The sequence below is a fragment of the Sporolactobacillus inulinus genome, assembly GCF_006539285.1.
Taxonomy (GTDB): domain Bacteria; phylum Bacillota; class Bacilli; order Bacillales; family Sporolactobacillaceae; genus Sporolactobacillus; species Sporolactobacillus inulinus.
Genome location: NZ_BJMS01000088.1, coordinates 1 through 14,214, shown reverse-complemented (window position 1 = coordinate 14,214; position 14,214 = coordinate 1). Strand labels below are relative to the sequence as shown.

The following is a 14,214-nucleotide window of genomic DNA, read 5'->3' as shown; positions in this document are numbered from 1 at the left end:
GCCTGTCTGAGGAGGCTCCTGGACTGGCCGCGGCAAGCGAGCAGCTGTAGTGTCCGTCAGGCACAAGATCGATGGCAAAGCCAAGTTTTCTAATAAAATCCATTGGCCCTAACACAGCGTCTTTGCTGGAAGCAAAAGACAGGTGTGAGAAGTCTGCCGCACTGCCCGCACGGAAACCAGAAATGAGCATGGAGAATCGATGCACATTAGGTCTGCACGATTCTTAGCAAAGGAGGAATTCATAAAATGGTTATTGAACCGTTCGGAGATCAAGCGGTTCGTGTCATTTTCGGGGATCGAATCGCACCTGAGATACAAATGAAAATCAATCAATTCACGGAACGATTTGACCGAAGTCCCTTCAAAGGCTTTATTGAATATGTACCCGCTTACACAAACGTCGTATTTTACTATAATCCAACAGAAGTAAGGCGAAACGGGAAAAATGATCACCTCTCCGCTCAGCGACAGGTGATCGATTATCTCAATCAATTAGGGGAACAAATAAACAATGAACCCGATCGGGCAGCAAAAAGACGGGTTGTACATATCCCTGTTTGCTACGGAGGCGATTTCGGCCCAGACCTAAACGAGGTCGCGCATGTGCATCATTTAACGCCCCGCGAAGTCATTGAAAAACACACGCAACCACAATATCTTGTTTATATGCTTGGATTTGCTCCTGGTTTTCCTTTTTTAGGCGGGTTGCCTGAAGAACTGGCAACGCCGCGCCGAGCAAATCCACGTTTGAAAATTGCTGCGGGATCCGTCGGCATTGCCGGAAAACAGACGGGGGCCTATCCGCTCGACTCGCCTGGGGGATGGCAAATCATCGGCAGAACCCCTGTCCCGCTGTTCCGGCCGGAATCCGATCCGCCAACCTTGCTTAAAGCGGGAGACTTGGTTGTTTTTGATGCGATTTCAGAACAGGAGTATTTGCGGATTAAGGGGGAACAGGCATGACACTGATTGTCATACAAAAGGGCTTTGCGTCTTCGGTGCAGGACTTGGGGCGTTGCGGTTATCAGCGATACGGGATGATCGTTGGCGGCGCCATGGATCAACCGTCGGCGAAATTGGCGAATTGGTTGACCGGAAACCATGAATCAGCAGCCGTGATTGAATTTTCCTTTCTTGGTCCCAGTATTCTTTTTACTGAAGATACCTTATTTGCATTGACCGGTGCAGTTTGTCGCCCGACATTGGACGGAAACAGTATTGGGACGGGACGCCCATGTCTTGCGCGTGCAGGTCAGATTTTGGTGATTGGCGGAATGGTTTATGGAAGCAGAGGCTATCTTTCCGTAGCCGGCGGTGTGGATACGCCGCTGTGGTTCGGCAGTCGATCGACCTATGAGAAGGCAGGGCGTGGCGGATTTGAAGGACGGCTGCTTAAAGAGCATGATCGTGTTCCGGTGGGGAAGCCTTCGGAAGAGATGAGTCGTGTGATGGCGGGATTGGCCGGATCTAAGCGGCAGACTGTCCGTTGGTCTGCATTACCGCGTCGGAAGTATCAGGAGACACAGACCATTCGCGTGATGCCCGATACATTGTGGCCGCGGTTTTCGGCAGCAAGCAGAGAAGCCTTTCTGAAAACAGAATACCAAATCACACCATCATCCGACCGAATGGGATTTCGGTTGAATGGTGCTGAGCTAATGCTCGATAATCCGTTAGAACTTTATTCCGAAGCGGTTACCAATGGATCGATCCAAGTCCCGAGGAATGGACAGCCGATTATTTTGATGACCGATCACCAGTCGACCGGAGGCTATCCACGCATTGCTCAGGTTGCATCAGCGGATCTGCCTTTGCTTGCCCAATTGCCGCCGGGCAGCACACTTCGGTTTCAAATGATTTCCTCAGAACAGGGAGAAGCCGCGCTTGTCCGTCAGGAGGAGGAGCTGGAACAGCTGCACCGTTGTATCCGTGTGGGTATTGTCAAGCAGATCACAGGATTTAGCGATTAACGATGAGTTACTTTCCGAATCTTCGTTAAAGGCCTATAATGATCTATGTGAACATTGGAACAAGGAGGACGTTGAAATGGCAAAAGAAATCTCGACATCAATGATCAACGCATTTTCAGACAAAATTCAGAGTGTCGCGCAAAATAAAGTGATTCAAGATGCAATCATGAATAATGGGATCAATGCGGCGACGATGAATAGCGAAGCCGTTGTATCTATGAATCCAGTATTCTCTGAAGAAGTTGAAAGCGGCAAAGTAACGGATCAAAAACAGAGCGGCAGATGCTGGATGTTTGCGGCGCTAAATACATTCCGTCATAAATTAAGCGGTACATTTAATCTCAAAGACTTCGAACTCTCGCAAAACTATACCCTCTTCTGGGATAAATTTGAGAAAGCAAACTATTTCTTTGAAAGTATTATTGATACAGCAACTGAACCGCTTGACGGACGGCTTGTCTCTTGGCTGATGGAAACGCCACAGCAGGATGGCGGTCAATGGGATATGCTTGTTTCTATTATTGAAAAGTACGGTGTTGTTCCGAAGCAAGCAATGCCGGAAACCTTTCAGAGCAGCCGCACACTGCAACTGAACCGCTTACTGAATGCTAAGCTTCGCAAGGATGCAGGTGTTTTACGTGAGTTAAGTGCAGCAGGAAAATCGAGAGATGAAATCGAAAAAACAAAAACAGAAATGCTGAGCGACATTTATCGTCTGCTGGCGTTTTCTCTTGGTGAACCGCCAAAGACGTTTGATTTTGAGTATCGCGATGAAGACAAGAATTTTCACAGAGACTTGGGCATCACACCACAGCAGTTTTTCAAGAAATATGTTGGGATTAAATTGGAAGATTATGTTCCGGTTATTAATGCACCGACCGAAGATAAACCTTATAAGAAAACTTATACCGTTCAGTATCTCGGTACGGTTGTCGGCGGACATCCGATCAAGTATTTGAACGTTGATATGGAAACGCTGAAGTCACTTGCAATCAGCCAGATTAAAGATAATGAATCCGTCTGGTTTGGATGCGATGTTGTTCAATATTCCGAAAGCAAGCACGGGATTCTGGATACAGCATTGTTTGATTATGCAACGGCATTCGACACGGATTTCCAGATGACAAAAGCGGAACGATTGGACAACAAACATAGTTGCCTGACGCATGCGATGGTGCTGACCGGCGTTAACCTCGTTGACGGAAAACCGAACCGCTGGAAGGTCGAGAACAGCTGGGGCGAGAAGGTCGGAACCAAAGGCTACTTTGTTATGAGTGATCCTTGGATGGATGAATACACGTATCAAGTCGTCATTAATAAGAAATATCTGTCCGACGAATTGAAAGCTGCATTCGAGCAGGATCCGGTTGAATTGAAACCTTGGGATCCAATGGGTGCACTGGCCATGATGCAGTAATTAAATACGCCTTTAAACCTGCTCTGATTGATCGGAGCGGGTTTTTTTGATACGTGAGTTAACGGAAAAAACATCGTTCATGGGTCACAGGTGGTTTAAGTGGTACTACATCGTTCAATGAAAAGAGCACAAAAATGAGAAATTCATTTTGAAACATCCTGCTGACCTGTTTCGTATTTAAGCTGAGACATAGGATATAAAGATGAATTTTTCCTTTTGCAACGGGAACGAAAAAACACTAATATAAAAGAGTAGCTGTACCTATGCCATGACATAACGAGATAACGACATAAAAATGAGGAAAAGGAATACAGAAACTATGAATGTATTGATGGGCTATTTGCAGAAACAATCGGTTCGGCGTGTTCTAATTTTTGCACTGCTTATTTTTCTGATTTACTTGGTGCGCAGTTTAATTGATTTGCTGCTGCTCACATTTATTTTTTGTTTTCTGGTTGATCGTCTTGAAACGTTCCTGCATCAGAAGTTGAAAGTACCGAGACGATTGGTGGTCATTCTACTCTATTCGCTGATCGTCATCGGGATTTATGCGGCGATTACAATCTATCTGCCGATCATTGCTGATCAGACCGTTCAGTTGTTTGATTCAAGCTTGAAGACAATTAAAGAATTTCGCGGATCCGTTGTGGGCAATGCAGTCCTTGATCAGTTGCAGAAATACAATGTTGAATCTTACTTGAAGTCAGGCGTCAAGTTTGTTATTGACTCCTTCTCTTCCTTTGGTTCTTTTACAATTGATTTGTTTCTTGCTTTGCTGCTCAGTTTGTTCTTTTCACTGGAAAAAGATCGGCTGCTTCACTTCTCTCGTGGATTTAAAACCAGTAAGATCGGCTTCCTCTATGATGAAGTCGCCTTTTTCGGCTCTCGTTTTGTACAAACCTTTGGTAAAGTGATTGAGGCTCAATTTGTGATTGCTTTGGTCAACACGGCCATTACCGCGATTATTTTGGCGGTGCTGCATTTCCCGCAGCTATTCAGTTTGATCCTCATGATCTTTGTACTGAGTCTGATTCCGGTGGCCGGGGTCGTCATTTCATTGATTCCGCTCTGCATCATTGGCTATACGATCGGCGGCGTTCAAGACGTGATCTATATGGTGATCACCATCTTGCTCGTACATGCGATTGAAGCTTATGTGCTTAATCCCAAGCTGATGTCGGCGAAGACCGAACTTCCAGTGTTCTACACTTTTGTTGTGCTGATCTTTTCCGAACACTTCTTCGGGATCTGGGGGCTGATCGTCGGTTTGCCAATCTTTGTTTTCCTTATTGACGTGCTCGGCGTTGAGTACAAACGGCCGATAAAAAAGTTAGTATTTAAGCATAGAAAATAAACGTGCTCGGATCAGGACAAGGCGGAACTTCCCTGCCTTGCCCTTTGTTTTTTTATTGGTAAATGGTTTGTCGGGCTTGCGTGAACACTGCATCTTCAGTAATATGAACTCATATGCACTTTTCAAAAAGAGGTATTAAATAATGAGTAAAACATCCATCTACGGATTAACCATAGACCAATTGAGCGATTGGCTGGTCGCCCATGGCGAAAAGAAATTTAGAGCAGCACAAATTTGGGGCTGGATTTACGTCAAACGGGTGAATAGCTTCGACAAAATGACTAATGTATCCAAGAAAACGATCCAGTTATTGGAAGATTATTTTATGTTGGGGACGTTGGAGACACAAATTGAACAAAAAGCAAAGGACGGCACGACCAAGTTCCTTTTTAAGCTGACCGACGGCAACTTGATTGAGACCGTACTGATGCCGCATGAATATGGGTTATCGGTGTGTGTCACCTCTCAGGTCGGCTGCAACATTGGCTGCAGTTTCTGCGCGAGCGGATTGCTCAAGAAAAATCGTGATCTCACCAGCGGAGAAATGGTTGAGCAGCTGATGAAAATTCAACAGAGTCTGGATGCTAAAGGACAGGACGAACGGGTTGGACATCTTGTAGTCATGGGCATCGGCGAACCGTTTGATAATTTTGATCACGTCGTGAACTTTCTCAAGATTATTAACGATGGCAGCGGGCTGGCAATTGGTGCGCGCCATATCACGGTTTCAACGAGCGGGCTTGTGCCGAAAATCTATGACTTTGCGGATCTCGATTGGCAAATCAATTTGGCGATTTCGCTGCACGCACCGAATAATGAGCTGCGCAGCCGTATCATGAAAATTAACCGCGCCTATCCGGTTGAGCAATTAATGGAAGCGGTCGACTATTATTTGAAGAAAACCAACAGGCGAGTTACCTTCGAATATATCATGCTGAAGGGGATTAATGATCATAAAGAAGAGGCAATTGAGCTGGCTAATCTGCTCAAGGATAAACGTCATCTGTCCTATGTAAATTTGATTCCGTATAATCCGGTTGAGGAGCATTCCGAATATCAGCGCAGTGATAAAGAGGCCGTTGTCACGTTCTATGAGACACTGCGACAGCGAGGGATTAACGTGGTTGTACGCAAAGAGTTTGGCACGGATATCGATGCGGCTTGCGGTCAGCTGCGCAGTAAACAAATTAAAAAAGCCAAACGAGTCACCGTTAAACGATGAATTGACGATAAAAGCCGGAAGGAGAAGGCATAAGCCGCAATCCTTCCGGTTTTTCTTACAGGTAAAGAAAATTTATGACTTTGTCCCGTCTTCAAACCAATAGACCCGTGTCTTAACCGAGAATCAAAACGGAGGTATTCTGGCGTCCGCGGCACAGGGGAGTAACCGCGACGATTCAGCACAGAGAAGACACGGGCCCATCACATATGGCTGGAGATTAGGAACCGAGCACTTGTTGCCCGGTTTTTTATATGGAAAATAGGTTAACGGTGCAAGCCGCGTTCTGTCACCTTTTGGTTGCGCAATGCCTTGTTCTTAATTGCGCTGACCATGTGGATTTGCGCGATCATCAATGCGAGAACAACGACAAAAGTAACGACATACATTGAAAAAATGACGATGTTGCTTGCATCCGTCCCGCCCATAATCCCATGAGTAAGTGCTAAGAGAAAGAGAACATAGGCAATTAAGTGAAAGCTTCGCCACAGCTTCACCGGCATTTTATTTTTTAGATCCGTGGTGATCAGAATGAATAACAGGCCGTACAAGGTGAGCGTTCCGAGTCCGTAGAGAAACGGTTCTTTAGGCGCGGTGAACGGGATGAGTAATTGCATCCATGAAAAAGGCACATAGGGGTCGATAATAAGTAGCAGCGGGTGCAGCATAGCGACAAATGTACCCGTTGTATTTAATAAGGAATGCGTTTTGAGCAGCCGATTGCGTGCTTTTTTTCTGCCTCGCCAAATCGGCATTCCAGCCATAATACCCAAGCAAATCCCGCAGAAAAGAAGCAGGTATGCAGTAATTCCTAGAATGCGTACAATCAGCCAGGTTGGGGCAGCTGCTGATAAGAAGCCGGTATGGCGTTCCATTTCAATAAATAGACTGATGATGAGGATCAAGGCCAGTCCAATGGTCCATTTCAATCCTTTATGCTTTTGCTCCACGATTGATCGCTCCTTCTTTTATGGAATGTCGATTTGCTTTAAAAACACCACACGAATATGGGGCATGTTTGTCGCTTCTGAAGCGGTTATCTTGCCCGATTGATCAACAAATACATAGGAAAGTTCGGGATGCTTTGCTGCCAGCCAAGCCGGACCTTGACTGCTCCCTAAGATCAATAAACATTTTGCATAGATTTCGCATGGCAGAAGCTTGGGCCCTGCGACGGTCGCTTGAATGATGTTTGAAGCGGCCGGCAGTCCGGTTCGTGGATCAATCAAGTGATGAAGCAGCTGCGTACCATCGCTCCAGCTTCGCTTAATCGTACTGCTCGTCGCAACACCGAGTTGGCCGGAATCGAAGGCAATCCGTCCGATGGATTGATGATCGGAAAAGGGATGGGACCCATCAATTTTCCACTGCGCGTGATCGCTGTCTGTCCAGCCCATAAGATCTCCGCCGGCGTTAATCAAACCGCGGGGGCGACTCATTGAAAGCAGCGATTGCGCTGCGCTTTGAACAGTCCAGCCTTTTGCAATACCGCCGAAGTCTAAGGCAATATCCGCGGGTAAGGTAATCGTCTGTTTTTCAAGATCAAAAGTAAATGAAGACTGCTTTGCCGTTGGCGGGACGTTATGCCGCAACGCATGATGACGATCCACCTGTTCGAACGAACGATCATAACCGATGGAACGCATCACATTACCGAGAAATGGATTGAAAATGCCGTCGGTTTCAGCATAAAAGCGCAGTGCTTCGAAGAATAGTGCTGCAAACGATTGTGAGACAGGGGTCTCCTGACCGGCCTGTCCATTGACACGGCTCAATTCGCTATTCACAGTAAATCTGGAATAGCGCTGCTCTGCTGCTGCCATTCGATCAAAAACACGTTGAGCATCCGGCGGATTGATTCCGGAAGTTGACACAAACGTGTTCATATAGCGATGATGGAATTCAGCCATGATTATGAGCCTTGAGAACTGGTGGTTGGGTCTTGGTGGACGGAAGCGATGCGCTTGCCTGAATCGAAATTTGCCTGCACATTTTCTAGTAGTGTCCCATGTGTTTTTGCACTGGCAGGCTTATAGGCGGCTTGTGCCACTGTGTCCGTATTTTTCTTGCCAATCGTAATCTTACCTGTGAAGACCACTCGATTCTGCCAGTAGATGTTGCCCTCCGCCTTATAGATGTAAGTGCCGGGCTTAACCGCTTTGCCTGAGGCATCTGTGCAGTCCCAGTAGACGGTGTGGCTGCCGGCACTTTGTTCCGGCAGCTTGACCTGATTAATCTTGGCTTGTGATGCATGAGCCCAGTCGGCGGATTTGCGCCATTCTGGAAGCGATTCCGGGCGCATCTTATAGCCGCCTCCCGCGGTGAAACTGGAGGCACGTAAGGTTTTGATATAGTTTCCTTTTTCATCTTCAATCCAAAAGGCAATCTGATTGCTTGCCAACTGATCAAGATGATTGAGGTGATAGCTGATTGAGACGAGTCCAAGGGTCTTTATATCCGGGGCTTGTTGTGATGATCCGTTTTGTGTCGAAGGTGCAGAGGATGCTGCTGGTTTTGACGTTTGGCTGGACGAAAATGGATTATCAGCATGCGCGAAATGAGCCATCCCCGATAGAACAATGACGCCGGCACCCAGTGTGCCGACAACAGGAGCCAGTACTTTTTTCATCGATCTCACTCCTAATCCCTTTGTTCATTTTTGTAGAAAAAGTTTCTTTCGTTTATTGTAGTTCAAATGCGAAAATTTTTACAATAATCGGTTTGCTGTTATTTTATGAATTCATGGATAACCGTTATCGATCTTTTTCCCCTGCTGACGCACACGATTCGTTATACCGATCGATTTGAAAAGAAAAAAACAGCGAGCATCCATAGGGATACGCGCTGTTTTACAGTCCGTTAAGACTCATAGTTGATGCTATTTAACGAAACTTCGACACCTGCGGGTTGCAGGTCTTCGCCGGGGATATTCAAAATAAAGTTGACAATGTTCTCCGGAATCTGAGGGTCGACAAACGCTTGTTGCGATTTTTTGATCTCTTTGAGCATGGCAACATTATTATCCAGCAGTTCGTTGATCGTCGGCACAAGATCATTCATCGATTCGCAGGTGATCGCTAAATGGTATTTTTCTGCAAACATCGGGTTGCCCGCTTCTTGTCCTGGCAGAGCGCCTGTGATCACAATTGGCGTATTGCAGGAAACGGCTTCCATCATAACGTTCGGGCTGCTTCGGATAAAGGCAATATCGGAACTTGCAATCAAGTCCTGAATATTACGCGTGAATCCATAGATCTTGACTTTTTCACTTCCGTACTTTTTTACAAGTGTTTTGTTCAAGTGTTCCTGTAATTTTTCATTTCTTCCGGCTACAATGGTAATATTGAAGTTAAATGTGTCGATCAATGTTTTTGCCATTTTGCCCATATGACCGACCCCTTCGCCGCCGCTCATGAGCAGGCAGTTCAGCGGTTTGTTCGGTGAGTACTGGTCAAGTTGCTTCGGCGACTGTTGATAGAAACGTTCGCGAACCGGAAATCCGATCACTTTAATTTTCTCAGGTGCAACGCCGAATTCAATGCACTTTTCTTTAGCCTCTTTTGTCGGGCTGATCACATAGCTGGCACGGTTGTCCGCCCAAAATGGAGAGATACTGATCAAATCGGCAATCAGAGTCACAAAAGGGATGTGAATGTCGTTTTTTTCAAGAATATTTAGTACCGAACCGTTAAAATTCGGGTGAACGGTCAGAATGAGATCAGGCTTAACTTTTTCGAGCAGATCTAAGAAATTGTTTTTGATTTTCATCTCGATCAAATGATTGACAAATGGCACCTTCACGGAAGTAATATCCCAGATCACTTTCCAGAGATGTTCCGAGTTTCTCGTGATGGGACCGTACATCTTACCCACTCGGAGCAAGGTGCTGCCGCCTAATGAGAAACCATCGACCACATGAATCTTAACATCCGGAACAATGTCGAATTTCTCGCTAAGTGATTCCGTAATGCTCTTGTGACCGTGTCCGGTGTAATTTGAAGAAATGATGAGTATATTTTTAATCATCGAAGATATCCTTTCTCTAACAATTGGACTGACTCGCTAGATAAGCAGTCTCTTCTGTCTACCTTACATTGTATGCTAAACTGGGACAGGAAACAATTTTTTTGTGAAAGTTATTGACCAATCGTAACAAAAAGCTTACAATTGCGCAACTAAATTTAAGGAGATCTCGTTTGTATGTCACTGCAGAAAGTTAAAACCGTTTACGCAATATCCGTCTACGTGAGCTTGGCTGCCTTTGACAATATTGTGATTGGCTTATTTCCACCGCTCTTTTCAAACATAGCGAAAGATTTGAATGTTGCGATCTCAGCAATGGGTGTCGTGTCGGCTGTCAATATTCTAGCTACTGCATTTTCATCGCTTTTCTGGGGCTATCTGTCAGGCAAATTTCATCGGAAACGGCTGGTCATTGTTGGTACGTTGATCTGGGTGATCGGCGTGTACCTCACCGCGCTCAGTAGCTCGTACATCCATCTGATGATTTGTCAGATCATTACCGGGATTGGACTCGGGTGCGTTGCATCGATCGGATTCAGTGCACTGACGGATTATGTGCCTTATCATTCACGCGGCACGGTCTTGAGTCTCTGGGGTATGTCGCAAGGATTCGGCGGCATTGCAGGCGCGCTGATTGCCTCAATTATCTCATCCTTATCAAACTGGCGGCTTCCCTTTGAGGTTCTGGCAATTATTGGCCTGCTGCTCATCGTCTTTTACTTTTTCGTCGAAGAGCCGCGTTTTGGCAGCATGGAACCTGAATTAAAGAAGCTAATGGATCGCGGTATGAATTATACGTACCGGATCAGCCTTGGTCAGATCATGACCATGCTCAGTAAACGAAGCAATCTGCTCCTTTTCCTGCAGGGTTTTTTCATGAACATTGCAACTGGGAGTTTAATTTGGCTGCCCACCCTGTATATCGCTCGGATTAAAGCGCTTGGCTATGGGCCGGAAATCGCGATGATTGTCGCCGCCTTTCTGTATGGCATTTTTCAAGTCGGCGGGACCTTGTCCTCTTACTTCGGCTACCTTGGTGACAAGTTGCAGCGAAGGAGCTACAAGGCGCGCGCGCTGCTTACTGCTGTTTTCGTTTTTTTGACCATGCCGCTTTATATTCTATTATTTATTTTTCCAATCGATCAATTATCACTGCCAAATACAACAAATTCGGTAATTTTATTTTTTAGCTTACTGGGCGACTTGGTGACCAATCCTTGGATTCTGACGCTTTTCATCATATCACTGTTTGCGTCGGCTGCTCAGTCGGCGAATACACCGAACTGGCTGGCGCTGATTACCGATGTAAACCTACCGGAACATCGTGGTGCGGTCTTCAGCATCGCTAATTTGTTCAACAGTTTTGGACGTACGGTCGGCAATCTTGGGATTGGGGCCGTTTTGGCAATTTTATCGATGTATCTCGACAGCCCAAGCGATTACATTGTGACGATGACGATTCTGCAGCTGCCGCTGATCCCATCCGCGCTATGCTATGTGATTATGGCGAAGTATAATGTTCGTGATATTCATAAGGTGAAGGATACATTAGATAAACGCGGGAAGATTGTCTGACAACACTGTCGCTGCGAAGCCTGCTTGCGTATCAAAATAAAAAAAGGACCGCTGATCCGTTATGGATCCAGCGGTCCTTTAAACTGAACTCAGGCTTGTTCTTCAAACAATCGTGCGATTTCAACGATGGTTTGCGTCGCTTTGATCATATCGTTGACCGACAGGTATTCGTACTTACCGTGGAAGTTTTCGCCGCCGGTGAACAGGTTTGGTGTCGGCAGTCCCATGTAAGAGATCTGCGCGCCGTCTGTGCCGCCGCGGATCGGCAGCACTTGCGGCTCAATGTCCAGATTCTTCATTGCTTGATACGCAACGTCAAAGACTTCTTTATTCTGCTCAACGATTTCTTTCATGTTGTAGTACTGATCTTTGAGTTGCAGGTCAATCGTGCCTTCACCGTATTTTTGTTCAAGCTTCTTCACGGCTTCTTGAACAAATGCTTTTTTCGATTCAAATTTTTGTTTGTCGAAGTCACGGATGATGTAGACCACCTTGGTTTGTTCCACATCGCCGCTGAAGGTCAGCGGATGATAGAAGCCCTCATACCCGTCTGTAAGTTCCGGAGCCTCTTCAGTGGGCAGCAGGTTTTGAAAATCAACTGCCATTTTGATGGCATTGCGCATTTTGTTTTTTGCAGAGCCCGGATGGACGTTGCTGCCCTTAAAGATCAACTTAGCTTCAGCGGCGTTAAAGTTCTCATATTCCAGGCCGCCGAGTGCGCCGCCGTCAACGGTATAAGCAAACGATGCGCCGAATGCTTTAACATCAAATTTATGCGGACCGCGGCCGATCTCTTCGTCCGGGGTGAATGCGACACGGACGTTTCCGTGCTTAATTTCCGGATGCTGGATCAAATAATCCATGGCTGTCATGATCTCGGTAACACCGGACTTGTCATCAGAGCCAAGCAGTGTGGTACCATCGGTTGTGATCAACGTATGCCCTTTGTAATTAAGCAATTCCGGGAAGGTTTTCGGGCTGAGCACGATGTTCTGTTCCTTGTTCAGGACGATATCGCCGCCGTCATAGTTTTCGACGAACTGCGGGTTGACGCCGTCACCGGTAAAATCGGTCGCCGTGTCGACATGCGCCATAAAGCCGACAACTGGGACGTTCTTATCTGTGTTGGCAGGAAGCGTGGCCATCACGTAGCCGTTTTCATCCATCGTCACGTCTTGCATGCCGATACTTTTCAGTTCAGCAACAAGCTGGCGCAGAAGTGTCAGCTGTCCGGGGGTCGATGGGCAGCTCGGGCTGTCATCATTGGATTGTGTATTGACTTTTACATATGAAGTGAAGCGTTTAATCAAGTCTTCTTTCAAAAGGGTCAGCCTCCTTAAATGTCTTTCCCTATTTTACCACTACGAAGCCTATAGATCATGTCTGCAGGCATGCCCAATCCTGCTTGCTCTTATTCAACCGAGTTTGTTATTTTTGAAATAGGAAAAATTGATTTTGAAGGATGGATGCTGCAATGGAACGAATGAATGTCTATTTTAATCATGATGCAGGAATTGATGATTTGGTCTCTTTATTTTTGCTGCTGCAGATGGAACAAGTGAAGGTAACGGGGGTTTCCGTGATCCCTGCCGACGGCTATTTAACGCCGGGTGTTGAGGCGAGTCGGAAAATTATTGACCGCTTTGGAAGAGAAACGGTTGAGGTCGCACGATCGAATTCTCGCGGGCACAATCCGTTTCCAAAGGAGTGGCGCATGCATCCGTTTTTTGTCGATGCGCTGCCGATCTTAAACGAATCGGGAAAAGTAGAAGCTCCATTAAGTAACCTGCCGGCGCATGAACACTTGATTCAGAAAGTGCGGGAAAATGAGGGGCAAACGACGCTGCTATGTACCGGCCCACTGACCGATGTTGCCCGCGCGCTGGATGCTGATCCAGATATTGAGGAAAAGATCGAGCGCTTGATCTGGATGGGCGGCACCTTGAAGTCGGTCGGCAACGTGCAGGAGCCGGAGCATGACGGGACGGCCGAATGGAATGCCTTTTGGGATCCAGAAGCAGTCGCGCGTGTTTGGCGCAGCAGCATCCCGGTGCGGATGGTCGCGCTGGAGAGTACCAATCAAGTGCCGCTTACCGTGCCGATTCGCAACCAATGGGCGTCGTTGCGAAAGTATAGCGGCATCGATTTTATCGGCCAGTGCTATGCGGCAGTTCCACCGCTTGTTCACTTTGAAACCAATTCAACGTACTACCTGTGGGATGTACTGACGACAATGGCTGCGGGCAATCCCGAACTGGTACGTGCGAAAAAAGTGCGTACGTTCGTCCATACCGAAGAACCAAGTCAAGGACGGATTGAAGAATCTGAGGATGGGCGTGAGGTCGAGATCGTTTATGACGTGAACGCCGATGCGTTCTTTGAATCAATTGTGGAACTCGCGAAGAAAGCACGGCAATGAGGCATTATGGATGTAAGTGAGGGCATTGAAAAGGCACATAGACTAAAAGATTTATCGTGTGATTAGCGTATAGTTACTCGATAAAAGCACAATAAGCGGCGCCTCTGTATGCAGGTGCCCGCTTATTTTTTGAATAGGGTTGTGCTGAAATCAGGTTCTATATTCACCCCAGCCTTTCTCACTTAATTTAAATAAACTATCTGCTTCTTCAAATTTCCTTGAGTATTATACCATTAT

Annotated in this window: 13 protein-coding genes; 7 read left to right on the top strand and 6 right to left on the bottom strand. The window is 46.5% G+C overall.

Annotation, left to right across the window (positions count from 1 at the left end; translation table 11 throughout):
- Positions 1-190, bottom strand: a 190-nt coding sequence (locus SIN01_RS15225) for a hypothetical protein (RefSeq protein WP_218027781.1), incomplete at its 3' end; no start/stop codon positions are given.
- Positions 191-246: 56 nt separating this feature from the next.
- Between SIN01_RS15225 and pxpB the strand changes: the two genes are divergently transcribed.
- The 5 genes from pxpB (at position 247) to rlmN (ending at position 5,963) form a co-directional block, all read left to right on the top strand.
- Positions 247-963 carry a 5-oxoprolinase subunit PxpB gene (gene pxpB, locus SIN01_RS11580; RefSeq protein WP_010023797.1) on the top strand — a complete coding sequence of 239 codons (717 nt, stop codon included), beginning with the start codon at positions 247-249 and terminating at the stop codon, positions 961-963.
- Complete coding sequence (locus SIN01_RS11575; RefSeq protein WP_010023794.1) at positions 960-1,970, top strand: 5-oxoprolinase subunit C family protein; 1,011 nt, start codon at positions 960-962, stop codon at positions 1,968-1,970. Before pxpB ends, SIN01_RS11575 begins: the two co-directional genes overlap by 4 nt.
- A gap of 76 nt (positions 1,971-2,046) precedes the next feature.
- Positions 2,047-3,387, top strand: a complete 1,341-nt coding sequence (locus SIN01_RS11570) for a C1 family peptidase (protein ID WP_010023792.1) — start codon at positions 2,047-2,049, stop codon at positions 3,385-3,387.
- 319 nt (positions 3,388-3,706) lie between these two features.
- A complete protein-coding gene (locus tag SIN01_RS11565) occupies positions 3,707-4,741 on the top strand; it encodes an AI-2E family transporter (RefSeq protein WP_010023790.1) in 1,035 nt (344 codons plus the stop codon).
- A gap of 142 nt (positions 4,742-4,883) precedes the next feature.
- Positions 4,884-5,963 (top strand): dual-specificity RNA methyltransferase RlmN, encoded by a 1,080-nt coding sequence (gene rlmN / locus SIN01_RS11560; protein ID WP_010023788.1) that lies wholly within the window; start codon positions 4,884-4,886, stop codon positions 5,961-5,963.
- Positions 5,964-6,226: 263 nt separating this feature from the next.
- Here the strand turns inward: rlmN and SIN01_RS11555 are convergent, their stop codons facing one another.
- From SIN01_RS11555 to SIN01_RS11540, 4 genes are all read right to left on the bottom strand, one after another.
- Complete coding sequence (locus SIN01_RS11555; RefSeq protein ID WP_010027583.1) at positions 6,227-6,910, bottom strand: hypothetical protein; 684 nt, start codon at positions 6,908-6,910, stop codon at positions 6,227-6,229.
- Positions 6,911-6,928: 18 nt separating this feature from the next.
- Positions 6,929-7,870, bottom strand: coding sequence for an FAD:protein FMN transferase (locus SIN01_RS11550; protein ID WP_010027585.1), 942 nt, complete (start codon positions 7,868-7,870; stop codon positions 6,929-6,931).
- 2 nt (positions 7,871-7,872) lie between these two features.
- The gene (locus SIN01_RS11545) at positions 7,873-8,589 is read right to left on the bottom strand and encodes a DUF2271 domain-containing protein (protein WP_010027586.1); all 717 of its coding nucleotides are present in this window, start codon (positions 8,587-8,589) and stop codon (positions 7,873-7,875) included.
- A gap of 230 nt (positions 8,590-8,819) precedes the next feature.
- Positions 8,820-9,986 (bottom strand): MGDG synthase family glycosyltransferase, encoded by a 1,167-nt coding sequence (locus SIN01_RS11540; RefSeq protein WP_047035501.1) that lies wholly within the window; start codon positions 9,984-9,986, stop codon positions 8,820-8,822.
- Between the two features lie 174 nt (positions 9,987-10,160).
- Here SIN01_RS11540 and SIN01_RS11535 point away from each other — a divergent pair, with 174 nt between their 5' ends.
- Positions 10,161-11,558: an MFS transporter gene (locus tag SIN01_RS11535; RefSeq protein ID WP_010026223.1), complete on the top strand. Its 1,398-nt coding sequence runs from the start codon at positions 10,161-10,163 to the stop codon at positions 11,556-11,558.
- A gap of 89 nt (positions 11,559-11,647) precedes the next feature.
- Here the strand turns inward: SIN01_RS11535 and pepT are convergent, their stop codons facing one another.
- A complete protein-coding gene (gene pepT, locus SIN01_RS11530) occupies positions 11,648-12,880 on the bottom strand; it encodes a peptidase T (RefSeq protein WP_010026224.1) in 1,233 nt (410 codons plus the stop codon).
- A 152-nt stretch (positions 12,881-13,032) separates the two neighbouring features.
- Here pepT and SIN01_RS11525 point away from each other — a divergent pair, with 152 nt between their 5' ends.
- The gene (locus tag SIN01_RS11525) at positions 13,033-13,977 is read left to right on the top strand and encodes a nucleoside hydrolase (protein WP_047035503.1); all 945 of its coding nucleotides are present in this window, start codon (positions 13,033-13,035) and stop codon (positions 13,975-13,977) included.
- The last annotated feature ends 237 nt before the right edge of the window (positions 13,978-14,214 follow it).

Excerpts from the sequence above, each read along its gene's own strand:
- pxpB (WP_010023797.1), top strand. The coding sequence starts at position 247 with ATGGTTATTGAACCGTTCGGAGATCAAGCGGTTCGTGTCATTTTCGGG.
- SIN01_RS11575 (WP_010023794.1), top strand. The coding sequence starts at position 960 with ATGACACTGATTGTCATACAAAAGGGCTTTGCGTCTTCGGTGCAGGAC.
- SIN01_RS11570 (WP_010023792.1), top strand. The coding sequence starts at position 2,047 with ATGGCAAAAGAAATCTCGACATCAATGATCAACGCATTTTCAGACAAA.
- SIN01_RS11565 (WP_010023790.1), top strand. The coding sequence starts at position 3,707 with ATGAATGTATTGATGGGCTATTTGCAGAAACAATCGGTTCGGCGTGTT.
- rlmN (WP_010023788.1), top strand. The coding sequence starts at position 4,884 with ATGAGTAAAACATCCATCTACGGATTAACCATAGACCAATTGAGCGAT.
- SIN01_RS11550 (WP_010027585.1), bottom strand. The coding sequence starts at position 7,870 with ATGGCTGAATTCCATCATCGCTATATGAACACGTTTGTGTCAACTTCC.
- SIN01_RS11545 (WP_010027586.1), bottom strand. The coding sequence starts at position 8,589 with ATGAAAAAAGTACTGGCTCCTGTTGTCGGCACACTGGGTGCCGGCGTC.
- SIN01_RS11540 (WP_047035501.1), bottom strand. The coding sequence starts at position 9,986 with ATGATTAAAAATATACTCATCATTTCTTCAAATTACACCGGACACGGT.
- SIN01_RS11535 (WP_010026223.1), top strand. The coding sequence starts at position 10,161 with ATGTCACTGCAGAAAGTTAAAACCGTTTACGCAATATCCGTCTACGTG.
- SIN01_RS11525 (WP_047035503.1), top strand. The coding sequence starts at position 13,033 with ATGGAACGAATGAATGTCTATTTTAATCATGATGCAGGAATTGATGAT.